This is a genomic window from Ruegeria sp. A3M17 (genome assembly GCF_003318255.1).
Classification (GTDB): Bacteria; Pseudomonadota; Alphaproteobacteria; order Rhodobacterales; family Rhodobacteraceae; genus Ruegeria.
In genome coordinates, this window is sequence record NZ_QOCF01000028.1 from 72,251 (window position 1) to 97,059 (window position 24,809).

The 24,809-nt window shown below is 59.7% G+C and carries 24 protein-coding genes; 16 read left to right on the forward strand and 8 right to left on the reverse strand.

Going from position 1 to position 24,809, the window contains the following annotated elements:
- Positions 1–35 precede the first annotated feature (35 nt).
- The 5 genes from DS906_RS14710 to DS906_RS14730 all read right to left on the reverse strand — a co-directional run bounded on the left by DS906_RS14710 (position 36) and on the right by DS906_RS14730 (position 5,773).
- Positions 36–554: a DUF3035 domain-containing protein gene (locus DS906_RS14710; protein WP_113790890.1), complete on the reverse strand. Its 519-nt coding sequence runs from the start codon at positions 552–554 to the stop codon at positions 36–38.
- Positions 555–604: 50 nt separating this feature from the next.
- Positions 605–1,075 carry a signal peptidase II gene (lspA, locus tag DS906_RS14715; protein WP_113790891.1) on the reverse strand — a complete coding sequence of 157 codons (471 nt, stop codon included), beginning with the start codon at positions 1,073–1,075 and terminating at the stop codon, positions 605–607.
- Complete coding sequence (gene purH, locus DS906_RS14720) at positions 1,075–2,664, reverse strand: bifunctional phosphoribosylaminoimidazolecarboxamide formyltransferase/IMP cyclohydrolase (RefSeq protein WP_113790892.1); 1,590 nt, start codon at positions 2,662–2,664, stop codon at positions 1,075–1,077. The genes lspA and purH overlap by 1 nt, the downstream gene beginning before the upstream one ends.
- 22 nt (positions 2,665–2,686) lie before the next feature.
- Positions 2,687–4,426: a heparinase II/III family protein gene (locus DS906_RS14725; protein WP_113790893.1), complete on the reverse strand. Its 1,740-nt coding sequence runs from the start codon at positions 4,424–4,426 to the stop codon at positions 2,687–2,689.
- A gap of 90 nt (positions 4,427–4,516) precedes the next feature.
- Positions 4,517–5,773 carry an RsmB/NOP family class I SAM-dependent RNA methyltransferase gene (locus DS906_RS14730; RefSeq protein ID WP_113790894.1) on the reverse strand — a complete coding sequence of 419 codons (1,257 nt, stop codon included), beginning with the start codon at positions 5,771–5,773 and terminating at the stop codon, positions 4,517–4,519.
- Between the two features lie 89 nt (positions 5,774–5,862).
- On the opposite strand from DS906_RS14730, the gene DS906_RS14735 reads away from it, so the two are divergent.
- A complete protein-coding gene (locus tag DS906_RS14735) occupies positions 5,863–6,045 on the forward strand; it encodes a DUF1674 domain-containing protein (protein ID WP_113791212.1) in 183 nt (60 codons plus the stop codon).
- 4 nt (positions 6,046–6,049) lie between these two features.
- Here DS906_RS14735 and DS906_RS14740 read toward each other — a convergent pair whose 3' ends face one another.
- A complete protein-coding gene (locus tag DS906_RS14740; protein WP_113790895.1) occupies positions 6,050–6,904 on the reverse strand; it encodes a LysR family transcriptional regulator in 855 nt (284 codons plus the stop codon).
- A 99-nt stretch (positions 6,905–7,003) separates the two neighbouring features.
- On the opposite strand from DS906_RS14740, the gene DS906_RS14745 reads away from it, so the two are divergent.
- From DS906_RS14745 to DS906_RS14760, 4 genes are all read left to right on the forward strand, one after another.
- Entirely contained in the window at positions 7,004–8,140 is a 1,137-nt protein-coding gene (locus DS906_RS14745) for a gamma-butyrobetaine dioxygenase (protein WP_113790896.1), read from the forward strand.
- Positions 8,137–8,727: an HD domain-containing protein gene (locus tag DS906_RS14750; RefSeq protein WP_113790897.1), complete on the forward strand. Its 591-nt coding sequence runs from the start codon at positions 8,137–8,139 to the stop codon at positions 8,725–8,727. The genes DS906_RS14745 and DS906_RS14750 overlap by 4 nt, the downstream gene beginning before the upstream one ends.
- Positions 8,724–9,392, forward strand: a complete 669-nt coding sequence (locus DS906_RS14755) for an ureidoglycolate lyase (protein WP_113790898.1) — start codon at positions 8,724–8,726, stop codon at positions 9,390–9,392. Before DS906_RS14750 ends, DS906_RS14755 begins: the two co-directional genes overlap by 4 nt.
- A 98-nt stretch (positions 9,393–9,490) precedes the next feature.
- Positions 9,491–10,351, forward strand: a complete 861-nt coding sequence (locus tag DS906_RS14760; RefSeq protein WP_113790899.1) for a hypothetical protein — start codon at positions 9,491–9,493, stop codon at positions 10,349–10,351.
- 6 nt (positions 10,352–10,357) lie between these two features.
- Here DS906_RS14760 and dapB read toward each other — a convergent pair whose 3' ends face one another.
- Positions 10,358–11,167, reverse strand: a complete 810-nt coding sequence (gene dapB, locus DS906_RS14765; RefSeq protein ID WP_113790900.1) for a 4-hydroxy-tetrahydrodipicolinate reductase — start codon at positions 11,165–11,167, stop codon at positions 10,358–10,360.
- Between the two features lie 91 nt (positions 11,168–11,258).
- Between dapB and rbfA the strand changes: the two genes are divergently transcribed.
- From rbfA to DS906_RS14800, 7 genes are all read left to right on the forward strand, one after another.
- Positions 11,259–11,654: a 30S ribosome-binding factor RbfA gene (gene rbfA / locus DS906_RS14770; protein ID WP_058274960.1), complete on the forward strand. Its 396-nt coding sequence runs from the start codon at positions 11,259–11,261 to the stop codon at positions 11,652–11,654.
- The gene (locus DS906_RS14775) at positions 11,651–12,388 is read left to right on the forward strand and encodes a phosphodiester glycosidase family protein (RefSeq protein WP_113790901.1); all 738 of its coding nucleotides are present in this window, start codon (positions 11,651–11,653) and stop codon (positions 12,386–12,388) included. The genes rbfA and DS906_RS14775 overlap by 4 nt, the downstream gene beginning before the upstream one ends.
- A 60-nt stretch (positions 12,389–12,448) precedes the next feature.
- The gene (truB, locus tag DS906_RS14780; protein WP_113790902.1) at positions 12,449–13,354 is read left to right on the forward strand and encodes a tRNA pseudouridine(55) synthase TruB; all 906 of its coding nucleotides are present in this window, start codon (positions 12,449–12,451) and stop codon (positions 13,352–13,354) included.
- Between the two features lie 21 nt (positions 13,355–13,375).
- Positions 13,376–13,879 carry a DUF1643 domain-containing protein gene (locus DS906_RS14785; RefSeq protein ID WP_113790903.1) on the forward strand — a complete coding sequence of 168 codons (504 nt, stop codon included), beginning with the start codon at positions 13,376–13,378 and terminating at the stop codon, positions 13,877–13,879.
- Positions 13,880–13,974: 95 nt separating this feature from the next.
- Positions 13,975–14,982: a calcium-binding protein gene (locus tag DS906_RS14790; RefSeq protein ID WP_113790904.1), complete on the forward strand. Its 1,008-nt coding sequence runs from the start codon at positions 13,975–13,977 to the stop codon at positions 14,980–14,982.
- Between the two features lie 144 nt (positions 14,983–15,126).
- Positions 15,127–15,396, forward strand: a complete 270-nt coding sequence (gene rpsO, locus DS906_RS14795; RefSeq protein ID WP_113790905.1) for a 30S ribosomal protein S15 — start codon at positions 15,127–15,129, stop codon at positions 15,394–15,396.
- A 224-nt stretch (positions 15,397–15,620) separates the two neighbouring features.
- Positions 15,621–16,046, forward strand: a complete 426-nt coding sequence (locus DS906_RS14800) for a VOC family protein (protein WP_113790906.1) — start codon at positions 15,621–15,623, stop codon at positions 16,044–16,046.
- A 45-nt stretch (positions 16,047–16,091) separates the two neighbouring features.
- Here the strand turns inward: DS906_RS14800 and DS906_RS14805 are convergent, their stop codons facing one another.
- On the reverse strand, positions 16,092–17,060 hold the full coding sequence (locus tag DS906_RS14805; RefSeq protein WP_233494809.1) for a LysR family transcriptional regulator: 969 nt from the start codon (positions 17,058–17,060) through the stop codon (positions 16,092–16,094).
- Between the two features lie 80 nt (positions 17,061–17,140).
- Between DS906_RS14805 and DS906_RS14810 the strand changes: the two genes are divergently transcribed.
- The 4 genes from DS906_RS14810 to DS906_RS14825 are packed head-to-tail and all read left to right on the forward strand — an operon-like array spanning position 17,141 to position 24,733.
- Positions 17,141–18,670, forward strand: a complete 1,530-nt coding sequence (locus DS906_RS14810; RefSeq protein ID WP_113791214.1) for a trimethylamine methyltransferase family protein — start codon at positions 17,141–17,143, stop codon at positions 18,668–18,670.
- Positions 18,670–21,036 (forward strand): FAD-dependent oxidoreductase, encoded by a 2,367-nt coding sequence (locus tag DS906_RS14815; RefSeq protein WP_113790907.1) that lies wholly within the window; start codon positions 18,670–18,672, stop codon positions 21,034–21,036. The genes DS906_RS14810 and DS906_RS14815 overlap by 1 nt, the downstream gene beginning before the upstream one ends.
- Positions 21,033–23,411 carry an FAD-dependent oxidoreductase gene (locus DS906_RS14820; RefSeq protein ID WP_113790908.1) on the forward strand — a complete coding sequence of 793 codons (2,379 nt, stop codon included), beginning with the start codon at positions 21,033–21,035 and terminating at the stop codon, positions 23,409–23,411. Before DS906_RS14815 ends, DS906_RS14820 begins: the two co-directional genes overlap by 4 nt.
- Positions 23,408–24,733, forward strand: a complete 1,326-nt coding sequence (locus tag DS906_RS14825) for an aspartate aminotransferase family protein (RefSeq protein WP_113790909.1) — start codon at positions 23,408–23,410, stop codon at positions 24,731–24,733. Before DS906_RS14820 ends, DS906_RS14825 begins: the two co-directional genes overlap by 4 nt.
- The last annotated feature ends 76 nt before the right edge of the window (positions 24,734–24,809 follow it).

Below are 24,809 nucleotides of genomic sequence, written 5' to 3' on the forward strand. Positions count from 1 at the left end.
GCGCGGGTTCAAGGCCAATGACGAAAAGTTAAAGATTATTCATCTACCGGTGGCGCCGATGGTGTTTCTATCCCGGCCTGGCGTGCCGCCTCATTCTGACGGTCGGGGTTCAGCGTTTCGCGGCGGTAAATCTGCGAATACCGATCCACGTTGAACATGCGCAGGCGCGTCAGGCGTCCCTGCTTTCTGCGGAATTCTGCATCCTCGGCATCAACCACCTGCCGTGAATTTGCTGCAACCCCATACCGGCTGGAGGCCGTCACAAGGGCCGCGTCCGTGGATGGAATGGCCGTATTTGTGTTCAGCGAAGATTCGTTCCCGCCAAGGGCAACGACAGCTTCGGCCTTAGGGTTCGGATCGGTCAGGTTTTCACCACCCAGCGTGGGCGCGGGCAGGAACTTGTAATCCTTGGGCTCGGTCAACGGCTTGACAGGCAGGACCGAGAATTCGTCCGGCCCCTGCCCGGGCGCTTCGAGATGGCGCAATCCGATATCGGAACAGCCCGCAGCCGCAAAGGCCAATGTCAAAGCAAATATGGAACGCGGCAGCCGCATCAGAGTCTCCAGCCTGTTTCAGGCGCTTTTATCGCATTTCAAATGGCACGTCACGAGGCCTTTTTGCCTTCGAACAGCACCAGACCAATCGCTCCCGCGAAAATGAACACATCAGCAAGGTTGAACACGAAAGGGTTGTTGATGCCGCAACAGGACATGTTCAGGAAATCCAGAACATAGCCATAAAGCAGGCGATCCACGACGTTGCCCAGCGCCCCGCCAATCAGCAACCCGCCGCAAACCAGCATCAGTTTCGACGGGGCAGTGCGCATCAGCCAGATCAGCACACCGATTGCGATGACCATGGAAACACCGATCAACGCCCATCGGGCAGCATCGGTATTGCCTTGAAACAAGCCGAAATTGATGCCCCGATTCTCACCGTATTTGAACACCAGCAGCGGCGGCAGAACATCAATGTTCCCATCGGCCACGCGCATCACGTGAACGACCAGATACTTGCTGATCTGGTCGATCAGTAACGCGGCCAAAACGGCCCAGAGAAGCAGACGATAGCGCATCAGTGGCGGAAGTGGCGCATGCCGGTAAAGACCATGGCCAAACCGGCCTCATCCGCAGCTGCGATCACTTCATCGTCGCGCATCGAGCCGCCCGGTTGGATAACACAGGTCGCGCCGGCCTCGGCCGCTTCCATCAGACCGTCCGGGAACGGAAAAAACGCATCCGACGCCACGGCAGAACCGATGGTCAGTGGTTGGGCCAAGCCCAGAGCATCAGCCATGCGTTCGGCTTTCTTGGCTGCAATCATCGCCGAGTCCAGGCGGCTCATCTGACCGGCACCCACACCCACGGTTGCTCCGTCTTTGACATAGACGATGGCATTGGACTTGACGTGTTTGGCGACTTTCCACGCAAACAGAAGATCGCGCATCTGTTCCTCGGTCGGGGATTTCTTGGTAACGACCTTCAGGTCATTAAGGCCGACAAATCCGTTGTCCTTGTCCTGCACCAGCAGGCCACCGGCAACCTGGCGGACGGTTTTACCACCTGCGGTCACGTCCGGCAGACCATCGGTTGTCAGCAGACGCAGGTTCTTTTTGGCGGCAAAGATTGCCTTAGCCTCATCCGACGCACCCGGAGCGATCACGACTTCGGTGAAAATCCCGGTAATTTCCTGCGCGGTTTCGGCATCCAGCGGCTGGTTCAGCGCAATGATCCCGCCAAAGGCCGAAGTGCGGTCACAATCGAACGCGGCCTTATAGGCCTCGATCAGTGTCGCGCCCTTGGCAACACCGCAGGGGTTGGCATGTTTGATGATCGCACAGGCCGCGCCTTGCGCCGGATCGAACTCAGCCACCAGTTCAAATGCCGCGTCCGTGTCGTTGATGTTGTTGTAGCTCAGTTCCTTGCCCTGATGCTGCACCGCGGTCGCGACACCGGGGCGGTTGGTGCCATCAGTATAGAAGACTGCCTGTTGGTGGCTGTTTTCGCCATAACGCAAGGTCTGTTTCAGCTCACCGGCAAAGGCGCGACGGCGCGGGGCCTGCGCGGCCAGCGCATCAGCCATCCAGTTCGACACAGCCGTGTCATAGGCAGCAGTACGGGCATAGGCTGTCTGCGCCAGGTGCTGACGGAACGCATAGGAGGTCTGCCCATCATTGGCCGCCAGCTCGGCCAGGAGCGCGTCGTAATCCTGAACATCCACAACCACATTCACAAAAGCGTGGTTCTTCGAGGCCGCGCGGATCATCGCCGGGCCACCGATATCGATGTTTTCGATACATTCGTCGTAACCCGCACCTTTGGCTACGGTGGCCTCGAACGGATAGAGGTTCACCACCAGCAGGTCGATCGCGCCAATGCCATGTTCGTCCATCGCCGCCACGTGGCTGTCACTGTCGCGCAGGGCCAGCAGCCCGCCATGCACCATCGGATGCAGCGTTTTCACACGACCATCCATCATCTCGGGGAAGCCGGTAATCTCGCTGACGTCCTTCACCGCAAGCCCTGCATCGCGCAGCGCCTTGGCTGTACCGCCGGTCGACAGCAGTTCGACCCCGCGTTCGGCCAGTGCCTTTCCCAGCTCGATCAACCCGGTCTTGTCGGAAACGGAAAGCAACGCGCGGCGCACGGGGTGAAGATCGGTCATGGGGTCAAAGGTCCTTTTGGCGTCAGTCAAACTCGGGCTCGTCCCGGTGTATATCCCGCACGGCATAGGCTGTGTCCTGGGCCTTGCTGAGCGTCCACCGGATGCGCGTCGCATACTCCATTGCGCGGCCAGATAGAACGATCTGTTTTGTCGCGCGTGGTTTTAAACGCCCGTTTTCAAGATAAACACTTGGTTCTAAACTTAATTTTCCGACGCCGTCGTGGCGGAAAACCCAGATCTCACCACTTTTCAAGGCCATCGAAACCGCAGCCCCCCCCAGATCCAACGCCGCATCCACGTCTGGATGCAGGTGAAACCGGATATCAAAGGCGATGCCTTTCAGGCCCGAAGCGTCCATTGCCTTGTCGAATTGGCGCTTCGCCTTGTCGGTGGCGGTCAGCAGAATATCCTCACACGCCAGCTCACGCCCATCAAAGCGCAGCTCAAAAGTGCGGGCATGAGTCAATCCGAAGACTTTAGTATACCCGTCGTGACCCGCCATGAAGCGCGTGCCTTCAAAGGCATCCTCGAAATCAATGGGAACCTCATGCGGCGCATCCACCAGTGCCTCGCGTTCGGCGCCCTGCGTCGGTGGCGCCAGCCGAGCGCTTGAATACCCATCAAGGCACAGTGTCGAATGCGACGGTGTCGCCCGACCCGCGCGCCGCCATTCCATTCCAAAACTTTCGCCCGATCCGCAATTGACCACCAGCGGTCTGCGGCCCGAGGTTAGTTCGAACGCCAGGGTCGAGGCATGGGCGTTGTATGACGCCGCCCCCTTGGGCGGAGTGGCGGCATCCACAATCACGCTGGTTCTGGCCGCATAAAGCCGGGCAAATCCCATGGACAGCCCCGTGTCGTGATGTGGCCTGACACCGCTTTGCGCCAGTGCCTGATCCAGACGCCCTTCGACACCGCGCCCACCGCCGTGAAATCGGGCCAAGGCCCCGTCCGCATGACGCAGGCTGCGCAAGGTGGGGGCCATGCGTTTAATGGCACTTGCCTGCGCCCCGGGCGTGCCCCGGCCCAACGCGCTAAGCGCGGCCGAGGTCCATGAAAGCAGCATAAAAACTTCAAGCAGTTCTTCCGGGTTGCGGGTTAAGATTCCACCCTGTTCGTCGACCTGACTGTCACACTCGCGCGCCAAAGCACGAAGGGCAGGATCAGCCATTTGCTCCAACCCCTCCAACGCCAATCCGGCCTGCACCAGCCCGGCAAGCGCCTCAAACCGGGGAAGACCCGGGGTCGCTGCCTTCCAGCGCTTGGACAAAAACCAAGTCTGTTGGGCCAACGAACGAAAAAACATCCTACTTTGGTGTTCATCTGCGCCGCGCAACAGGAAAATCGCATGGTTAATCCAGCGTATGACGCGCCGACCGGTCAGATCAGGTGCCCAGCCCGGCCCCTGACCGCGACCATGCGCGTTGATCCAGCCCCAGACCCACCGCTGGGCCTTTTCACGCGCGCGCATATCGCCGACAGCCGCCAGATCGTCGAGCCAGGCAAAGCCGTGGCGTTCATTGTCGAACCCGGTGCTGGGCGCGGCCACATCCCATAGCTCGGTATCCTGAGCTTCAACCAGAAAGCCCGCAAATAGCAGATTTCCGGCGACCAACTGACGCCCGCGCGCAAATGAGCCGACCGTGCGTGGTTCCGGCTCGCCAACAAACCCCGAGACCGCTTTGCGACGCTGGCTGAGCCGCGCGTAGAGACGGTTCTGAAACCGTGTCCACTGATTGGTCATGGTATCTGTCTTCGACATGACGCTCGTTACTCTGCCCCTTGCGCTCTGCTGGCGCCTGAGACCCAACGATAGACCGGGGCGATCGTCAAGTCATCGAAAAGCGTGCTTCTACGCCGATTTGTTCAAGCGTGCGATGTAGAACCCATCCATTCCACCAAGATCAGCCCAGTAATCGGGTCGCAGACGCAGGCCGCCTTCCTCGGTGATCCATTCGGACTCGATTCCGGCAATGTTCAAAGCCGCCCAATCCACCGACATATCGGGGTGTTGGTCCAGCGCTTCTTCGACCTGCACCTCGCCCTCATCCGGCAGGAGCGAGCAGGTGCAATAGACCAGCCGCCCGCCAGGTTTCAGCAAGCTCCAGGCGTGGGCCAGCGTCCGGGCCTGCAGTTCGATCAACTCACCAAATTCCGATCCGTCTTTGGCAAAAGGCAGGTCAGGGTGCCTGCGGATCGTTCCCGTGGCAGAACACGGCGCGTCCAAAAGGATGGCGTCATACTGGCCCTGATGTTCAAGCGCGTCGCCTGCGACGACAGTGGCTTTCAGCCCGGTGCGTTTGAGGTTCTCATGCACCCGCGCCAACCGCGTTTCCGAGACGTCGAGCGCCGTAACATCGGCCCCAGCCGCCGCCAACTGCAGTGTTTTTCCACCCGGAGCGGCGCAAAGATCGAGGATCTTTTCGCCCGATTTCGGAGCAAGTATGCGCACTGGAATAGCGGCCGCCGCGTCCTGCACCCACCAATCACCTTTGGCATAACCCGGAAGGGCCGTGACCTGACCGGCATCGTGCAGCCGCATCGAACCGGTCGGCAGGGTCTCACCCGGTCCGCTGTCGCCCGGCTTCACAGTCAGGTCAAGCGGTGCGCCAGTAAATTGCGCCTTTTCCATTCCCGCGATTGCATCCTCACCCCATGCCATGATCAGCGGATCACGTAGCCATTCGGGCAAACGCGGCACGCGCATTTTGGGCCATGCATCGGGCCCTTCGGCGGCCACTTTCCGCAACACGGCATTCACCAGGCCTTTCAGCCGTCCGTGCTTGCGGGAACGCCCTACGATGTCGACCATTGAATTCACCACACCATGAGCCGCTTCACCGTGGCACAGCTCGACCGCGCCAAGGCGCAGGGCATTGTGCACAGTCAAAGCCGGCGTACGGTTCAGGTGGTTTTCCAGCAGACGATCCGCACGCTCCAAGCCGCGCAAGGTTTCCAGCGTTAGACGTTGCGCCCGCGCGCGATCTTCAGGGGCCAACCGGTCCAGCGCACCGGCGGCCAGACATTCGGACAGCAGGCGTCCTTCACCCAGAATCTGATCCAGCAGATAGATCGCGCTGCGTCGTGCCGCTGTTGCGTTGTCGGACATGGAATCGCCTTTGAATAAATCCTCGCCCGCATTGCCAATGGCGGACGCGGGCGTATATCAAGCCCATGCACGGAAAGGAACCCGATGTCATGAGTGACGACCGCAAAGACCTGCCGCCCGCCGCCCAGCGCGCCCTGGCCGAAGCCGAAGAGCGCCGCAAGAAAGCCGAGGCAGAGGCGAAAAAGATGCCCAAGGAACTGGGCGGTCGTGACGGCCCCGATCCGGCCCGCTATGGCGATTGGGAAAAGAAAGGCATCGCGATCGATTTCTGATCGCCTATCCCCGCAAAGCTTCCAGAAAATCCGCTATCAGAGCGCGCTGCTTCTTTGATTTCGCCCGTTCTTCGGGCCATGTCAGCCAATACCCATCCTTCGTTTTCAGCTCGGGCAGGTTTAACCGGCGCAACCGTCCGGCCTGTAGATCCGCCTTGGCCAAGGGCACCGACCCCAGCGCCACGCCCATGCCCTGACGTGCCGCGGACAACGCATGTTCCATTGAATCGAAGCTGATGTGCGACGTCGTCACATCGCCCTGATCTGCCTTTTGCGCCCAGTCTCGCCATCCCGGCCGTTCTCCGCGCAGATCAATCAAAGGCGCATCCCATTCAACACCCGGAGCCGCCATTGGCACCAGGACTTCAGCTGCGATCAATTCGGAATCCCGCCCCGGCCAAGCCCCGCGACCATAGCGGATTTGCAGCCAGGTCCGCTCTTCATCCAGCGACGACCGCCGCGCTACGGAATCGGTCAGGACACGCACCTTCGGCTGCATCTCCTGAAATCGCGCAAGGCTGGGGACCACAAGCGCATGGATGTGCGACGACAACCCGGCCACCCTCAATTCGCGCGGGGATTTTCCAAACAAATCCTCGGTATTTCGTTCAAGCGCCTGCAAACTGTCTTGCACCAGTGGCAGATAGCTTTCTCCTTCGACAGTCAGTGATACGCCACGCGCCTCACGCACAAACAACGTGCGCCCAAGCCATGCCTCAAGGTTGCCGATCCGCTGACTGACCGCAGCTTGCGTCAGACCAAATTCCCTCGCCGCTGCCGAAAACCCGCCCAGACGCCCCGCCGCCTCGAAAACGCGCAGCCAGTCCAAGGGTGGTAAACCGATCTTTTTCTTAGCCATAAGTTTTTCCAAGCCTCAGCAGAAAGAAGGATTAATTGTCGTAATGCCACAAGAGGCGTATCTCCTCAATCAAAGCCCGCGCTGAACAGGAGACCCCCCATGCTGCGCTCTGCCACCCATGACGCTTCGGTCGTAACCGTTGAATTCGACACCGGCACCAAAGCTCGCTTTCACGCCATTTGGCTGCGCGACAACGCGCTGGACCCCGAAACCCGCGCGCCCGGCAATGGCCAGCGTCTGATCACCATCGGTGATATCCCCTCAGACATTTCGGTTAGCGCCGCCGAAATCAGCAATGGTGATCTGACAGTCACCTTTCAGCCCGAAAGCAAGACCGTCACCTTCCCCGCCGACTGGCTGGCCGCGCACAGCTATGACCGCGACCACGGTCTGCCCACCGGTCGGACGGCCCCCGGCATCACCACCTGGGAACGCGGCATCGACGCGCCCAGCGCCGATTGGGATGAGGTCCACGCCAACCCCGCCGCCAAACGCGGCTGGCTGGGCGCGGTGGCCGAGTACGGCTTTGCAAAGCTGACCGGCGGCCCGACCGAACCGGAATCCCTGCTGAAAGTCGCTGACCTGTTCGGTTATGTGCGCGAAACCAACTATGGCCCCTATTTTGAGGTCCGGACCGAAGTGAACCCGACCAACCTAGCCTATACCGGCCTTGGTCTGCAGGCGCATACCGACAACCCCTATCGTGATCCGGTTCCGACGCTGCAAATTCTGTATTGCCTGGAAAACAGCGCCGAGGGTGGTGATTCCATCGTGGTTGACGGCTTCCGCGCTGCTGAAAAACTGCACGAACAGAACCCGGAAGGTTTTGCCTTGCTGGCAGGCTACCCCGCCCGGTTCGAATACAAGGGCTCGGACGGTATCTGCCTACGGTCACGCCGCCCGATGATTGAGCTGTCACCGGATGGTGAATTGGTCGGTATCCGGTTCAACAACCGCTCATCCGCGCCGTTCGTCGACGTGCCGTTCGACCAGATGGAGGCCTATTACGCCGCCTATCGCCAATTAGGCGAGATCATCGACGACCCCGCCATGGGCGTGTCGTTCAAACTGGAACCTGGTGAAAGCTTCATCGTCGACAACACCCGCGTGCTGCACGCGCGTCTGGGCTATTCCGGTGCGGGCTCTCGTTGGTTGCAGGGCTGTTACGCCGACAAGGACGGGTTGCTGTCCACATTGGCCGCGATGGAGATGAGCCAACCGGAGGCCGCAGAATGAAGCCCGATTTCTCGACCCTGAGCCGGGACAATATCGTGGCCTTCATCGGCGATATCTTCGACCGCCGCGGCGGTGAGGAATATCTGGGTGAGCCCGTCACCATGGCCGAACACATGCTTCAAGGTGCAATGATCGCCGAGCAGAACGGCCAGCCCGAGGAAATCATCGTCGGCGCATTGCTGCACGATATCGGCCATTTCACCTCCGAGTTCGGCACCTATCACCCGGATGACACCGAGGATCGTCATCACGAGGATGCAGGTGCGGAAGTTCTGGAACAGTTCTTCCCCTCGGTCATCACCGATTGCTGCCGCTATCACGTGGCCGCCAAACGGTATCTCTGCGCCACCAAGCCCGAATATTTCAACCGTCTCTCCACCGCCTCCGTCCATACGCTTGAATTGCAGGGCGGGCCGATGAGCGCTGAAGAGGTCGCAGAGTTCGAGAGCAATCCGAACCTGAAAGAGATTATTCAGGTGCGCTATCTGGATGAGGCGGGCAAGCGGGCGAACATGGAAACCCCCGATTTCACCCATTTCGCACCGATGGTGCAGCGTATGGTCGACAGGCATCTAGGCGCGTCATGAGCGCGCCTGAATATATCTTCGAGGCCAGCTCGAAACCGTCCCTTCCTTGGCACGAGGTTCCGCTGATCCGGGCCACGGACACGTCGGTCAAAGGCTATGGCTGTCTGGTCGACGACCCCGAAACCTTCGAGATTGAAATCACCCGTTGGCCGCAACAAGGCTGGCGACCGATTGACGAAGGCACCGGCGACGAGGGCGGCTGGGTCGAAGGCACGTTCAAATGCGACTGGCAAGGCGACGTGCTTTATGGTGAGAACGAGGCCGTCAAAGGCCACTATGTTCTGGGCTGGTCCGCTGATCCACAACAGGCGCAGACCGACCGCCAAACAGCACCGCGCGATCAGGTTCTGCTGTGGCACATGAACTATCACCCCGATGGCGGGCAGATGTTCTGGCCGCTGGACAACAAGCCCTTCATCGTGCCTGTCGCGCTGCCCGGCGACAACCTGTCGCCAGAAAAGGTGGTCGCATTCTGGTGTGACGGCACGCGTGGCCTCTATATTCATCCCGGCATCTGGCACGAAGGGATATTCCCCGTCGAAGACAACCAGCGCTTCCTTGATCGGCAGGGCCGGGTGCACGCCCGGGTCAGCGCGGATATCGGAAACGAATTCGGCGTTTACCTCGCCTGTCCACTGCGCGCGGACAAGATACGTGATCTGTAGCCAAACGTGTTGCTTCCGGGCGGCGCTTTTCAGATTCCCTTAACCTTTGCCGCAAACTTCTGCGATAATCTCCTTGTGCGTGCATAAAGGAGGCGCAGATGGGATTGAACCGTCGGAAACTGGTACAACTGGGCACCGCAGCCACCGCGAGTGCGGTGCTGCCGCGATTTGCTATCGGCGCAACCGGCCAGAATGAGGCGTTCGAGGCAGAGTTCGCCGAGACACTGGCTGGCCTCAAAGCCGCATTCGCCAAGCTCGGGTTTTCCGAGTCGCAACCTTTTTCGATTGTCACCGGGAACGTCGACTATAATGGCGGGCTGCGGCACGATTTCGAGCAAAAGAAATTGCGACCAAACGCTTTCGTTATACAACCGCTGGCACGCGTCGCAGATGTGGAAGAAAAATCCCGCCCCGATGTCCTGCCCCTGTTTCACGAGGTTGGCTGCCATCCGGAAGGCGCAGTCAGTGGGCGCGACACCACCGAACTTATGGTGCGCCTTCTGGCCGAAGAGTTCAGCCTTGACCCGTCCCGCATTGCTTTTGTCAGCGTGCCTCAGGCCGATGACGTGCGCCCGGTTCTGGATGAGATGAACTTGCCGTTTTCGCAAAAGGTCCTGCTGCGCGATGAGGCCGAGGCATTGGCCGCCCGCGACGCCTCAGGCTATTTCTTTCCCGATCCGTTTGGCGAGGATTATCTGGTCACGATGGGCGTCTATTATCGCGTCGGCAATCAAACTGAACCCGCACCCGAATCCTATCCCCCCTCTGCCAACTGGACCGAAATCGGAGAGATCATCATCGGCGGCGAGGCCGCACCGTTGGGCATATCAATCGGAGCCGAGCGTCTGACCTATGCGTTGACAGGTCAGTTCCCGACATGGGACCAGCGTTTGGATGCTCTCTTCGCGCATATCGACCTGCGACATGCAGAACCGCCGGGGATCGCCGCGTTCAGGTAGGACCCCTTACAGCCCCAATACATCCACCATGTCATACTGACCCGGAGCCTTGCCTTGCCCCCACAGGGCCGCCTTCAAAGCGCCGCGGGCAAAGATGGCGCGGTCGGTGGCCAGATGGCGCAGGACGATGCGCTCTCCGGGGGCTGCGAACAGCACGTCGTGTTCGCCGACGATGTCACCGCCGCGAATAGCATGGAACCCGATATCGCCCCTCTTGCGCGCGCCGGTGATGCCATCGCGGCCCCGATCGGACACATCGGCCAGATCGACGCCGCGCCCTTCGGCGGCGGCCTCGCCCAGCATCAGTGCAGTACCCGAGGGCGCGTCGACTTTGTGGTGATGGTGACCTTCGATGATCTCGATGTCGAAATCTTCATCCAGCGCTGCGGCAACCTTTTTGGTCAGCTGCACCAGCAGGTTGACGCCAAGGCTCATATTCCCTGCCCGCACGATAACCGCATGGCGAGAGGCCGGTTCCAGCGCTGCGATCTGCTCATCCGACATGCCAGTGGTACCAATCACGTGGACGCACCGTGCCTGCGCGGCCAGTGCGGCAAACTCCAGCGTCGCCTCGGGCGCAGTAAAGTCAATCACCGCCTGCGCCTGCGAAAACGCCTCTAGCGGGTCGTCTGTGACGGTGACGCCCAGCGCCTGACCGCCCATCGCCTCGCCCACATCCTGACCGATCCAGTCATGGCCCGTCCGCTCAACAACACCGACCAAACGCGCCTGATCGCTGTCGGTGACGGTCTTGATCAGCATCTGCCCCATACGGCCCGAAGCCCCTGTGATGACGATCCCCGGAATGTGGGTCATTGCGCTGGTCCTTTTGTTGAATTCGGCTCAAAGCCTCCTACCCCGTTCGCGCCCGCTTGGCAAAGCCCTGCTTTGGGCTTAGATCGGGGATATGGCAAAGAACAAATTCCACGATGGCCCCGGCCCGTCCCAACGACAGCTCCGTGTCGGCGAACTGATCCGCCGCACCCTGTCCGAAGTTCTGGCGCGCGGAGATGTCCACGACCCCGACCTGAACCGCATGTCGATCACCGTAGGTGAGGTGCGCACCTCGCCCGATCTGAAGATCGCCACTGCCTATGTGCTGCCGCTGGGCGGCAAGGGGCAGGAGGATGTGATCGCGCTGCTGGCCCGCAACAAGGGTGAATTGCGGCGAGCGGTCGGCAAGAAGGTCGGCCTGAAATTCTCACCCGATCTGCGGTTCCGGCTGGATGACACGTTTGACCGAATGGATGACACCCGCCGGATGTTCGATCAGGACGCGGTGCGCCGCGATCTGGACGAGTGATCCGCGCATTTGTCATTTTGGGCGCGGTCTTCTGGGCCGCGCAGGCTTCGGCGGTCACGTGCGAGAAGGTGACCCATGAGGACAAGCGGTACACCGTCTGCGAGGTGGATGCCGCCAGCGAAGAGTTGGGCCTGTTTCTCAATGATGATGACGGTAAGGTGCTGGGCCATTTCTCATCGGTGAACGAGACTCTGGCCCCACAGGGAAAGCGTCTGGCATTTGCCATGAACGCGGGCATGTATCATGACGACCGCTCGCCCGTCGGGCTTTATGTCGAAGGCGGCCAGGAACAGATGCGGGTGATCCCCAATGCCGGGCCGGGCAATTTCGGTTTGTTGCCGAACGGAGTGTTTTGCATCCGCGAAAGCCGCGCCGACGTGTTTGAGACATTGGATTATGTGGATCAGGACCCGCAGTGCCGTTTCGCCACGCAATCTGGCCCGATGCTGGTCATAGATGGTGAACTGCACCCGCGCTTCCTGCCCGATTCCACCTCGCGCTATGTACGCAACGGCGTTGGTACCAGCGCAGATGGGACACGGGCGGTATTCGCAATCTCGGACGACTATGTCACCTTCCACGAATTCGGCAGCCTGTTCCGCGATGTACTGGATACCCCGAATGCCCTGTTCTTCGACGGCAATATCTCTCGGATGTATGAACGCGCGGGCAATCGGTCGGATGTCGGGTTTTCGCTTGGCCCTATTGTAGGTGTGGTCGAAGATACGCCCTGAAATTGACAGTGGCAGAACGATCCGTTAGGTCGCGCGCCTCGGTAAGATTCAGGGTGTAGAATGGGACGCAAACGCAAGGGTCGCGACATTTTCGGTTGGCTGGTGGTGGACAAGCCCGCGGGCATGACCTCGACCGCTGTGGTCAACAAGGTTAGGTGGGCGATGGATGCCAAGAAAGCGGGCCATGCAGGCACGCTTGACCCCGAAGCAACCGGCGTTCTGGCCGTGGCTTTGGGTGAGGCGACCAAGACCGTTCCCTACATCACCGATGCGTTGAAAGCCTACACCTTCACCGTCCGTTTGGGTCAGGCAACCAACACCGACGATGCCGAGGGCGAAGTGATCGCACAAAGCGATGCGCGCCCTTCGGATGACGACATCAAACAGGCGTTGACCCCGTTTCTGGGCGATATCATGCAGGTCCCGCCCAAATTCTCGGCCGTGAAGATTGACGGGCAACGTGCTTATAAACTGGCGCGCGATGGCGAGGAAGTAGAGTTATCCGCCCGCCCGCTTTGGGTCGAAGAGTTGATTCTGGTCGACCGCCCAGACGAAGACCACGTCGTGCTAGAGATGACTTGTGGCAAGGGCGGATATGTCCGCTCGATCGCGCGTGATCTGGGCGCGGCGCTGGGATGCCACGGCCATGTCAAAGTTCTTCGCCGCGTCTGGTCCGGCCCGTTTGAGGTTGAAGACGGGTTGAGCATCGAACAGATCGATGAAATGGCCAAGACAACCGCCCTGGACGATTACCTGCACCCGCTGGAAACCGGCCTCGCCGACCTGCCTGAATTGAAATGCACACCAGAAGGCGCCACCCGCCTGCGCAACGGCAATCCGGGCATGGTTCTGGCTTCGGACGTCGAATACGGCGATGAGGCATGGGCGTCGCTGGACGGCAAAGCGGTGGCGGTGGGTATCTACAAATCCGGCGAATTGCACCCCAGCCGGGTGTTCGTTACCTGAGCCACGTGCTAGGCGAAGTCCATGATTACCCGTTCCCACACCAAGGGCGACGCGCCCTCGACCGCCATCTATTCCGATTGCGAGAAATATCGCTATAGCCTGACCCGCATCTGGGATCCGGCGGGGCGCAAGGCGCTGTTCGTGATGCTGAACCCGTCAACTGCGACCGAGGTTCAGAACGACCCGACGGTGGAACGCTGCGAGCGCCGCGCGCGGACGCTTGGGTTCGGCGCGTTCCAGGTGACCAACATCTTCGCATGGCGCGATACCGACCCACGCAAGATGCGCGCCGCCGCCGATCCGGTAGGGCCCGAGAATGACACGACCATTCTGGACGGCGTGCAATGGGCCGATCAGGTCATCGCCGCCTGGGGCACTCATGGCGCGCATCTGGACCGTGGCCCAGCGGTTGAAACCCTTCTGCGCGGCACCGGGCAGACGCTGTTTCATCTGGGGCTGACCAAGGGCGGGCATCCCAAGCATCCGCTTTACATCGCTTATACCCAGCAGCCCGAACTCTGGTGACAAAAGGTTAACCACAAGTTCAGCTTGTCTTTGACCAACTGACTGATCACATGGGATATTTCATCCTCAGAGCAGTGCGTTCTCGGAGGGTTGCCATGTTTCTGTTCGGATTGCTGAGCCTGGCCGCAATGGGCGGAGCCGCCTATGCGATGGGCGGTATTATCGAGGCTGACGACGACACCGAAGAAGACGAGATCATCGAAGATGAACCGCAACAGGTCTCTGACGGCAGCTATCTTGAGATTGGTGAAAACGTCGACGAAGTCGAAGAGCCCTCGACCGGGACCATAGTCTCAGAATTCGAAGGCGATCTGGTTGTGGCCGGCGACGACCAAGCAGACATTCTGACTGGGCAGGATGGCGACGACCAGATCAACGGCTACGGTGGCGACGACACTGTGCTGGGGGGCATAGGCGATGACACCCTGCATGGCGGCGATGGCGTTGATACAATCCAGGGCGGCGAAGGCGATGATGTTTTGCACGGCGAAGGTGACGATGACGTCCTGTCCGGAGATGATGGCGACGACAAGCTTTTTGGCCATTTCGGCGAGGACAGGCTGGACGGCGGCGACGGGGATGACGATCTGTACGGCGGTCAGGACAACGACACGCTGACCGGAGGCGCGGGCGAGGATGCGCTGCATGGGGGCTATGGCGACGATGAGCTCGTTGGTGGCACAGGTGAAGACGTCTTGTTTGGAGGCGACGGTGACGATGTGCTGACCGGTGAGGATGGCGAAAACGAAGACGCCGAAGATTTTCTGAATGGCGGTGCCGGCGACGACACTATTGTTGCCCATAGCGGCGATATCGTGACCGGAGGCGAAGGCGCTGACAGCATCCACCTGAACCCCGAGGATGACGACGATGCCGTCAAGGTCATGGATTTTGAACCCGGGCAGGACAAGCTGTTGATCTCGTGGGAAGGCGAAGAAGATCCGGAGATTCGCATTGAAACCGACACTGAAAACGAAAACCTGACCCGTATCATGGTCGACGGACAAGACGTCGCCCAACTGCTGGGTGCCAAAGGGTTGACCCTGGACGATATCCAACTGATCAACGGTCAGGAACTGTCGCAGCTCAATGCGCTGAGTTGAAGCAATAGAATCCCTTTGCCATTTACCTGAAATCCGCTTATACGCGCCCATCCGCATCGGAATCGGTGCGGTTTTCTCCATGGGCCTGTGCTGGACGACATCCCGGCCTGCGCCATCAACTCTAACCTATTAAAGGAGACCCCGATGTCGATTACTGCCACTGAAAAAGCACGCGTCATGAAAGAATTCGGCACCAAGGACGGCGACACCGGATCGCCAGAAGTCCAGGTTGCCATCCTGACCTCGCGCATCACCACCCTGACCGAGCACTTCAAGACCCACAAAAAAGACAACCACGGTCGTCGCGGTCTGCTGAAAATGGTCGCCCAGCGCCGTAAGCTGCTGGACTACCTGAAGGGCAAAGAAGAAGCGCGCTACCAGGACCTGATCAAAAAGCTGGGCATCCGCCGCTAATACCGGTTTCTGCCGCTTTTGGATTTTAGACGCCCGCCCTAATTGGCGGGCGTTTTTTGTTGGATTAGGGAACGCGCGCTCGGAGTAGCGGTATGGTGGGGCTCAATCCGGCTTGCAGTTCACTAACTCTGTCGGCACTATCCCGGGACCTGGTCAACCGCTGCTCAATACCTCAGTCCCCCAAGCACACATCCAGTGTGTGACGACAAGTAAAATGGAACCAAATGAAGCTGGAATTTCATCATATTAACCTGGTGGCAGACGACGTAGATCGCCTGCACGACTTTTATACAAACGTCTTGGGTTTAGGTGATATTCCGCAGCAGAATTTCCCGCGCTCTGAAGCAACCGAAGACGCCGGTTATGACGGCCAGATCCGCTTTGCAACGGACGGCAGCATGCAAATGCATCTGGCGGAACGGGACTTTGACGTCGCTTTTAAAAATGATCAGGTCATCAATCCGGTGAGCCGCGGACACATTGCGTTCCGAACGGATGATCTTGCCGCTGTCCTGAGGATACTTGATGAAAACGCGGTTCCTTATTCGGACTATGGCACTGCCTTTTCGAAAGAGTGGCACCAAGTGTTCTTTCGCGACCCCGAAGGCAACGTTGTCGAAGTTCACCAACAGGTAGCGACTTTGGACTGAACCTGAGCCCGAAGCTCCACGCGCTGTTCAGCGTGTGACGGCGCACTAGACCATATCGTACTTTACGCTTTTGGCTCCGATGTCGCCCATATGGCCGGTGATGCGTTGCAGCAATTTCTGCCTGGACATTGCTGCAAGCGCCTCCGGAAAGCTCTGAAGCTCTTCCTTTCTGGCGACAACCGTCAAAGTGCGCGAAAGGCCCGAGACAGGAAGATCTTTCAACTGCAGGCTCATATTCTCAACCAAGCCATCGATCAGCAATGTCGGCGTCAAAAGGCTGAACCCCTGACCTGCGGAAACACAGGACGTAACCATGCTGGAGCGGTCCGCCTGGATGACCTTGTCGGGCTCAAACCGCAATCGGCGCAGATGCTGCGCAATCTGGCGGCCCGCGTTGGTTGTATCTCCGAACCGCACCAGAGGAAGCCGCGTTTGGATCGCCTCCAGGCTGTCCGTCGGACCGTCATATGTTTCTGGTAGGACCAGAAGGTATCGTTCGGTCAGAACGTGATGACGCTCCAATCCATCCATATCCAGAAACGGGTTAGATGTGATCGCGAGATCCGCTTGTTTCGTCCGCAGCAGGTGTTCATGGTTACCGCTTTGACCGGCATGCAGGGTGATATCTTCGACGTTGAACTCACGCTGGGCAAAATCGACCAAGGAGGGCGTCAGCGTTGTGGCGATCGAGGCCTGAATGCCGACTCGCAGCAGCGTCAGGGATTTCTGGCCAACATGGCGCAATTCCGTTTCCATGTCGGAAAGTGCATCCAGAATTTTCTGCGCTCTTCCATGCAAACGCGCACCCGCATAGGTCAGCCGTGCCGGTCGCGTACTGCGATCCAGAAGCACAGTACCAAAAGCCTTTTCCAACGCAATGACGTGCTGGGAAGCCGCCGGCTGCGACAGATTCAGAAGTCTTGCGCCCGCCCGCATCTGACCCGTTTCCGCAACGGCGACGAAAACCTCAAGTGAACGCATCAGACTTGGTGAGAGTTTACGATGATCCAGCATTGCTCATCCTTAGTATAAAAAATCTTTATACTGTTGGAATTTTCTTGGTTTACGTCAAGCACTCGGTCAACGCTTTGGCCATGACACGTTCGCGCTCATCTCGACGCCGCAGGGTCGCTGGACCTCGCACTCTTCCCGAGGCGCGCGCGCCGTTTATTCTGCGCAAGCTTTCGACCTTCAATGTCCTCAGCGAGGCAGGGTTGGAACAGATAGAGGCCAATGCGGATACCATCCTTGCCGAAACCGGGATGGAGTTTCAGGACGACCCAGAGATTCTAGGCATTTTTGCCGAAGCAGGCTGTGACGTAGATAGCTCGCGTGTGCGGTTCGCGCCGGGGTTCTGCCGCAAAACGATCATGGCAACAGCGCCGGCTCAGTTCGTTCAACATGCCCGAAACCCGGCCAACAACGTTCAGCTGGGCGGCAACGCCAGCGTGCTATGCCCGGCTTGGGGTCCGCCCTTTGTGCACGATCTGGACCGCGGGCGGCGCTATGCCTCGCATCAGGATTTCGTTGATCTGGTCAAGCTGCATCACAGCCTGCCCTGGCTGCACCATTCGGGCGGTGTGGTCTGCGAGCCGGTGGATTTACCGGCCAACAAACGCCATCTCGACATGCTTTATGGTCATATTCGCCATTCTGACCGCGCCTTTATGGGGGCCTTTATCGGGGCCGAACGCGCGTGCCACGCGATCGACATGGCAAGGATTGTGTTCGGCGAAGACTTCGTGGCGGAAAACGCCGTCCTGTATTGCGTCTCTAACACAAATGCGCCGCTGGTGATGGACTGCCACATGTCGGGCGCGTTGAAAACCTATGCCCGGGCCGGGCAACCGGTCGCTTGCACCCCCTGGGTTCTGACCGGGGCCATGTCGCCGTCCACCGTGGCAGGAACGTTGGCTCAGGTGTTGGCCGAGACCATGGCAGCGATGACGCTGACCCAACTGATAAACCCCGGGGCACCCTGCATGATGGGCAGTTTTGCCTCAACCATGTCGATGAAGTCCGGGGCACCCACCTTTGGTACGCCCGAAGCCGGGTTGATGGTTTTGGCGGCCGGTCAGCTTGCCCGCAGGCTGGGGGTGCCGCTGCACACGGTTGGCACGCTCAGCGCCTCAAAAGTTCCGGACGCTCAGAGCCAGCAAGAGGCCACATGGGGCCTGATGATGTCGATGTTCGCAGGTGCCAATCTGATCAACCATGCCACGGGATGGCTCGAAGGTGGGTTGGTGACCTCGTTCGAAAAAACGATCCTGGATCATGATCTGTGTGGCAAAGTCGGACGGTTTTTCGATGGCATCGACATGAGCGAGAATGCGCAGGCGATGGAGGCAATTGCCGCGACCGGCCCGGGGCAGCACTTCCTAGGGTCCGAGCATACACAGGCCAATTTCATGTCCGCATTGTTCCGGCCCTGGACCCCGGATGACAATTCATTTGAACAATGGCACGCGGCCGGAGAGCTGGACGCCGCAGCCCGCTCCAATGCAATCTGGAAAGAGCGGCTTGACGCGTATGAAGACCCCGGACTTGACCCCGGCATTGACGCAGAGTTGCAGGACTATATCGCGCAGCGCAAATCCGAAAAACCAGATCAGGATTACTTTTGATGACTGGTACCTTGATCATCGGAGGCGGCGCTATTGGCCTGAGTCTGGCTTACCATCTGGCCAAACGCGGTTCGAATGACCTCACTGTTCTGGAGCGCAATCAGCTGACCTCGGGTACTTCCTGGCATGCGGCGGGGATTGTCGGCCCGCTTCGAGCAACTCCAAACATGACCCGATTGGCAATGGCCGCACTTGAGGTTTTTCCGACCCTTGAGGCCGAGACTGGCATGTCCACTGGATATCGCCAAACCGCTGGCTACTGGCTGGCCCGCGACCCCGCCCGCCTGGACGAGCTGCGCCGGATTGCCGATCTGGGCCAGGTGCTGGGACTGACCCCACGCATGGTCAAGGCCTCGGGCGTGCCTCTGTCGCATCTTGATCTGAGCAACCATGTTGGCGCGTTGCATGTGCCGGAAGATGCCAATGTGAATCCGGTCGATTTGTGCATGGCATACGCCAAAGGTGCACGGGATCGTGGGGTGACTATACGCGAATATACCGGGGTTCAATCCTTGCGAAAGCAAGGCGGGCGCATTACCGGTGTTACCCTGACCGATGGAACAGAACTGGACGCCGATCAGGTCGTAATTGCGACCGGCGCTTGGTCCCGCGAGCTGGCCGCCAGCGTTGGCGTCGCTCTGCCTTTGCAGTCGGTCGAACACATGTATGTGGTGACCGAACCCATGCCCGACCTGCCCAACCCGTTCCCGGTGATCCGGGATCTGGACCGGGGCATCTACATCAAGGGCGACGCGGGCAAGCTGGTGATTGGCGGCTTTGAACCCAATGCCAAATGCTGGGACGCATGCGGCCCCGAAGGCGACCGGCCCTTTCTTGAACTGGCCGAGGATTGGGATCAGTTCGCTCCCTTCATGGAGGCCGTATTAGAGCTGTGCCCCTGCCTTGAAACCGTCGGTATCCAGCATTTCATGAATGGCCCGGAAAGCTTTACCGCGGACACAAGGCCGCTTGTTGGTGAAACCACGGTCGATGGATTGTTTGTGGCTGCGGGTATGAACTCGGTCGGGGTCATGTCTTCGGCGGGGATTGGGCGGGCGCTGGCGGATTGGATGGTCGACGTCCACCCCCCGATGGATATGTGGGAGGTCGATGTCGCCCGGGTCGACCCGCACACAGCCAGCACCGAACATATGGCCGACCGCATGGAAGAGGCCGTCGCGGATCTTTTCGCGTTGCATTGGCCATTTAAACAGCCCAACGCCGGCCGAAGTCTGCGCACCACAGCACTGCACGATTTCTGGGCTGAGGCTGGGGCGCATTTTGGCCTGACGGCCGGTTGGGAACGCGGGCTGTATTACGGACCGGCACAGCCCTATTCGACAACAGATCAGGGGTGGTGGCCGCTGGTTGAGGCCGAAGCGGCGGTCTTGGATCAGGGCACTGCGCTGATTGACCTAAGCCCGTTTACCAAACTGGACATCACCGGGCCGGATGCTCTGAAGGCATTGAACCACCTGACGACCGCGCAGATGGATGTGCCCCTTGGTCGGGCTGTCTATACGCAGATACTTAACGCGCGCGGTGGGATCGAAATGGATGTGACCATCACGCGGTTGGGTAGGGATGCGTTTCATCTGACCTCAGGTGCCGCCACGCGGATGCGCGATCGGATGTTCCTGCGCAGGCATTTGAAGGGCGATGTGTCTGTAAAGGATTTGACCGAAGCATTCTGCACAATCGGTGTAATGGGAGGTGGCAGCCGGACGCTGCTACAGGGTCTTGGCAGCCTTCCAGAAATGACATTTGGCCATGCCGCCACCGCCAAAATGGCAGGCATTACTTGCCGCGCCACGCGCGTTAGTTTCGTCGGAGAATTGGGCTGGGAAATGACCGTTCCCAACGCGCAGGCCCCTCAGCTGTTCGACACCCTTCACACGGCAGGCGCGCGCCCGCTGGGCCACTATGCGGTGGATGCCTGCCGGTTGGAGAAGGGCTTCAAACACTGGGGCCATGAACTTGGCCCCACGATCACTCCGCTGGAAGCCGGTCTGGGGTTCACCATCGACTGGGCCAAGGAGTTTCAGGGCAAAGCGGCGCTGGAACAGCAAAAGTCCAACGGCTTGCAACAGCGCCTGATCCTTCTGCAGGTTCACGGCAATGCCCTGATGTTGCATGACGAACCGGTGTTCGAGGACGGCATCCATGTGGGGCTGACAACCTCGGGCGGGCGCGGGCCGCGTACGGGACTGAACCTGTGTTTTGCCATGGTCGCGGTCCAATCGGGCGAGACGTTGACCCAGACATGCGATCGAAAATTCGCGGTTCGGGTCGCCGGGCAGGACTATCCCGCGCAGCCCTTGCGACGTCCGCCCTTTGATCCCTCAGGCGAAAGGATGCGCGCATGATCAAGGCGCAGGTTACTATCATCGGCGGCGGGGCCATGGGCGTGTCGCTGATGTATCACCTGGTCAAGGCTGGCTGGTCCGATGTTCTGCTGGTCGAGAAAAACGACCTGACCCATGGGTCAACCTGGCATGCGGCAGGTCTGTGCACGCATTTCGCGCATAATCCCACCATTCAGGAATTGCGCGCCACATCTGTCCGGCTCTATCGCGATATCTTGCCTCAGGAAACCGGACGCGATTGCGGTTTTCACCGGTCGGGCGCGATGCGGATCACACGCAACCCCGACCGGATGGACGAGTTTCGCCATGTAGCCAGCCTGTCCGAATTCACCGGCTACCCGCTGGAGGTGCTGACGCCCGACCGGATCGCCGAGCTTTTCCCTCTGGCCAAACTGGATGGGCTGATCGGTGGGATCTATGAACCCGATGACGGTCACGTAGACCCGACGCTGGCAACCCACGCGATGGCCGAGGTTGCCCGGCGCGGCGGGGCGCGGATCATGCGAAACTGCCCGGTTACTGCGATTGAGCGTCGACGGGATCACTGGTGGATTGAGACCGAGAAAGAGACCATCGAGACCGTCCACGTGGTCAATGCCGCAGGCACTTGGGGCTGGGAGATCGGCCATATGATGGGGCTCAACATCCCGTCGGTTCCGGTGTTGCACCAGTATCTGGTGACAGACACGGTTGAGGCCGTATCCTCCCGGATCAAAGCCGGCTTGCCCGAGCTGCCAATCATCCGAGACCCTGAAGAAAGCTGGTATGTGCGACAAGAGCGCGATGGGCTGATCCTTGGGCCGTATGAAAAAGACGCCAAGGTTTGGTCCGTTGATGGTGTGCCACCGGAGTTTGGCGCGGACCTGATGCCGCCGGATCTCGATAGTGTGGAACACATCATACTGGCCGCAATGGAGCGCATACCCGCGCTGGAGACCGGCGGCGTCAAGTCGGTGATCAACGGGCCGATTACCTTCACCCCGGATGCAAATCCATTGATCGGACCTGCATACGGGCTGGAAAACGCGTGGCTTTTGACCGGCTCGTCCATGGGGGTGATGGAAGGTGGTGGCGCAGGTTGGTTTCTGGCCCATTGGATGACCCGCGGCGCGCCGCCGATGGATGCGCTGGCCGTGGACTCGCGCCGCTTTGGGTCCTGGGCTGATCGTGATTATCGCGTGGCCAAGGCCGTCGAGTGTTTCGGCTTGCAATTTGGAGTGCACTATCCGCATGAGGAACGGCCCGCAGGGCGCGGCCTGCGGCTGTCCCCGCTGCACGACCTGATGGTCGAACGCGGAGCGGTGATGGGCGCGGCTTATGGGTGGGAGCGTCCAAACTGGTTCTCAAACACGCCCGGAGCAGTCGCCGATGAAACCTTCCGCCGCGCCAATTGGTTTGAACCCGTGGCGCAAGAGGTCGAGGCCGCGCACAACCGCGTCGCCATGGCGGACCTGTCGGTGTTTTCAAAATTCGACGTCATCGGCCCCGATGTTGCGGCCTTCCTGAAAACACTGGGCGCGAACCGCGCGACCCGTCAGGGCCGGATCGGCCTGACCCATGCGCCGACCCCTGCAGGCGGCGTGTTGTCGGAATTTACTGTCACACGCTTGGCCGAGGGTCACGCCTATCTGACCAGCGCTGCCGCGGCCGAGCAGATCGACCATGATCTTCTGACACGGGTTGCCAAGAGTTTTGACGTCACCGTTCGGAACGTCACCGAGGATTTGGCAGTTATCGGCGTTATGGGCCCCAAATCCGCCGATGTGTTGCCCGAGTTGAACCATATGCCATGGCTCACCGCGCAAGAGATCCATGTAGCGGGGTTTCCCCTGCGTGCCCTGCGGGTGTCCTATCTGGGCGAATGCGGCTGGGAACTGCATGTGTCCGCAGAACATGCCGCGCAGCTATTCCTGAAGCTTGAAGAGATCGCCAAACCACATGGCCTTGGGTTCTATGGGGCCTATGCTGCAAACTCCATGCGCCTTGAAAAAGGCTATCGCGGTTGGGGCAGTGATCTGACGACCGAACGCAGCCCACTTGAGGCCGGTCTGACCCCGTTTGTCCGAAAGGACCTGCGCGAGGGGCTGGCCCGGGACAACGAATGGGTCATGGTGCTGCTTGAGGTCGAGGCCGGTGAGATAGATCCGTTCTACGCGCACACGGTCTGGAAAGACGGTCTGCCGGTCGGCATCGCCACCTCGGGTGCCTACGGCCATCGGACCGGCAAGGTTCTGGCCTTGGCCTATCTGCGCGACCCGGCTGGGCGCGAGGGGCTGACCATCTCAATCCTGGGCAAGCATCGTGCAGCAACGATCCTGTCTGAGGCCCCCTTTGACCCCGAAAACTCACGCCTGAAAACCAGAGGTTCCAAATGACCGACCACGCCCTTCACACCGACTGGGACTTCTCGAACACAGCCGCGCGACGGGACCAGTACTATGCGGCCTCACTGACAAAGTTCACACCGTTTCGCGAACCCATCGTTTTCAAGAAAGGTCAGGGCCAATACCTTTGGGATACGGAGGGGCGAAAATACACTGACCTGCTGGGCATGAACGTCTGTATCTCCGTCGGACATTCGCATCCTCGTGTTGTGGCGGCGGCAACTGCACAGGCGCAAGAGCTGACCCACTGCACGACAATGTTCTACCACCCAACACCTGCGCATCTGGCCGAAGAATTGGCCGCGACCATGCCCAAAGGACATGAATGGGTCGTGCATCTGACCAACTCCGGATCCGAGGCGGTTGATCTGGCGATGACCATGGCGCGCACATACACTGGCAATCTGGACTTGCTTGCCTTGCGTACCGCCTATCACGGGCCAACGGCTGCGGCGCAGTCGATCACCGGTATCTCTGGCTGGCGCCACCCGGGCATGCCCGGCAACGTGGCCTTTTTGCCGGAACCCAACCAATATCGCGGCATCTTTGGGCCGGGCACGCAGCCCTATCTGGATGAGATCGATCGCACCATCGCCACAGCCACATCCGGCAATGTGGCGGGCATCTTTGTCGAAAGTGTGCAGGGCTATGGCGGCATCATCGAAATGCCCCCCGGTTATATGTCCGGCGCGGCCGAACGCGTGCGCGCGGCAGGCGGACTTTATATCGCGGATGAGGTTCAATCGGGCTTTGGCCGCACGGGCGAAAACTTCTGGGGGTTCGAGGCAGACGGCGTTGTTCCGGATATCGTCGTCATGGCGAAGGGTCTGGGAAATGGCTTCCCGATCGGGGCGGTTGTGGCTAAGAAATACATTGCCGAGCCCATGGCCGAAAGGTTCATGTTCCACACCTATGGTGCCAACCCGACATCGGCTGCCGCGGCCCGCGCCGTTCTTGCCGTAATGCGGGACGAGGGATTGCAGGAGAACGCCCGTACCGTCGGCGCTGCGCTGCTGGAAAGGCTGCATAGCCTGAAAGAGAAGTTTCAGGTCATCGGCGATGTTCGCGGAAAGGGCCTGATGCTTGCGCTGGAGTTCGTCAAAGACCGGGACAGCAAGACGCCTGACAAGGACATGACGACAGAGGTTTTCGAAGCCTGCCGCGCACAAGGGATTATCTTGTCGAAATCCGGTCCATTTCAACAATGCCTGCGGATGGTGCCACCGCTTTGTTTGTCACTGGACGATGTGGATCAGGTGGCGAACAGTCTTGATCAAGCGCTCGAAGCTGCCGTGAATGTCGCCAAAGCATAATCGACAGGGCCACAGATCCGTGCCATTTGGCCTCGAAGTTTCCGGGCTTTTTCGGTTGTCCAGTGACAATAAAGCG

Coding starts and splice junctions, on each gene's coding strand:
- DS906_RS14710 (WP_113790890.1), bottom strand. CDS start 554: ATGCGGCTGCCGCGTTCCATATTTGCTTTGACATTGGCCTTTGCGGCT.
- lspA (WP_113790891.1), bottom strand. CDS start 1,075: ATGCGCTATCGTCTGCTTCTCTGGGCCGTTTTGGCCGCGTTACTGATC.
- purH (WP_113790892.1), bottom strand. CDS start 2,664: ATGACCGATCTTCACCCCGTGCGCCGCGCGTTGCTTTCCGTTTCCGAC.
- DS906_RS14725 (WP_113790893.1), bottom strand. CDS start 4,426: ATGTCGAAGACAGATACCATGACCAATCAGTGGACACGGTTTCAGAAC.
- DS906_RS14730 (WP_113790894.1), bottom strand. CDS start 5,773: ATGTCCGACAACGCAACAGCGGCACGACGCAGCGCGATCTATCTGCTG.
- DS906_RS14735 (WP_113791212.1), top strand. CDS start 5,863: ATGAGTGACGACCGCAAAGACCTGCCGCCCGCCGCCCAGCGCGCCCTG.
- DS906_RS14740 (WP_113790895.1), bottom strand. CDS start 6,904: ATGGCTAAGAAAAAGATCGGTTTACCACCCTTGGACTGGCTGCGCGTT.
- DS906_RS14745 (WP_113790896.1), top strand. CDS start 7,004: ATGCTGCGCTCTGCCACCCATGACGCTTCGGTCGTAACCGTTGAATTC.
- DS906_RS14750 (WP_113790897.1), top strand. CDS start 8,137: ATGAAGCCCGATTTCTCGACCCTGAGCCGGGACAATATCGTGGCCTTC.
- DS906_RS14755 (WP_113790898.1), top strand. CDS start 8,724: ATGAGCGCGCCTGAATATATCTTCGAGGCCAGCTCGAAACCGTCCCTT.
- DS906_RS14760 (WP_113790899.1), top strand. CDS start 9,491: ATGGGATTGAACCGTCGGAAACTGGTACAACTGGGCACCGCAGCCACC.
- dapB (WP_113790900.1), bottom strand. CDS start 11,167: ATGACCCACATTCCGGGGATCGTCATCACAGGGGCTTCGGGCCGTATG.
- rbfA (WP_058274960.1), top strand. CDS start 11,259: ATGGCAAAGAACAAATTCCACGATGGCCCCGGCCCGTCCCAACGACAG.
- truB (WP_113790902.1), top strand. CDS start 12,449: ATGGGACGCAAACGCAAGGGTCGCGACATTTTCGGTTGGCTGGTGGTG.
- DS906_RS14785 (WP_113790903.1), top strand. CDS start 13,376: ATGATTACCCGTTCCCACACCAAGGGCGACGCGCCCTCGACCGCCATC.
- DS906_RS14790 (WP_113790904.1), top strand. CDS start 13,975: ATGTTTCTGTTCGGATTGCTGAGCCTGGCCGCAATGGGCGGAGCCGCC.
- rpsO (WP_113790905.1), top strand. CDS start 15,127: ATGTCGATTACTGCCACTGAAAAAGCACGCGTCATGAAAGAATTCGGC.
- DS906_RS14800 (WP_113790906.1), top strand. CDS start 15,621: ATGAAGCTGGAATTTCATCATATTAACCTGGTGGCAGACGACGTAGAT.
- DS906_RS14805 (WP_233494809.1), bottom strand. CDS start 17,060: ATGCTGGATCATCGTAAACTCTCACCAAGTCTGATGCGTTCACTTGAG.
- DS906_RS14810 (WP_113791214.1), top strand. CDS start 17,141: ATGACACGTTCGCGCTCATCTCGACGCCGCAGGGTCGCTGGACCTCGC.
- DS906_RS14815 (WP_113790907.1), top strand. CDS start 18,670: ATGACTGGTACCTTGATCATCGGAGGCGGCGCTATTGGCCTGAGTCTG.
- DS906_RS14820 (WP_113790908.1), top strand. CDS start 21,033: ATGATCAAGGCGCAGGTTACTATCATCGGCGGCGGGGCCATGGGCGTG.
- DS906_RS14825 (WP_113790909.1), top strand. CDS start 23,408: ATGACCGACCACGCCCTTCACACCGACTGGGACTTCTCGAACACAGCC.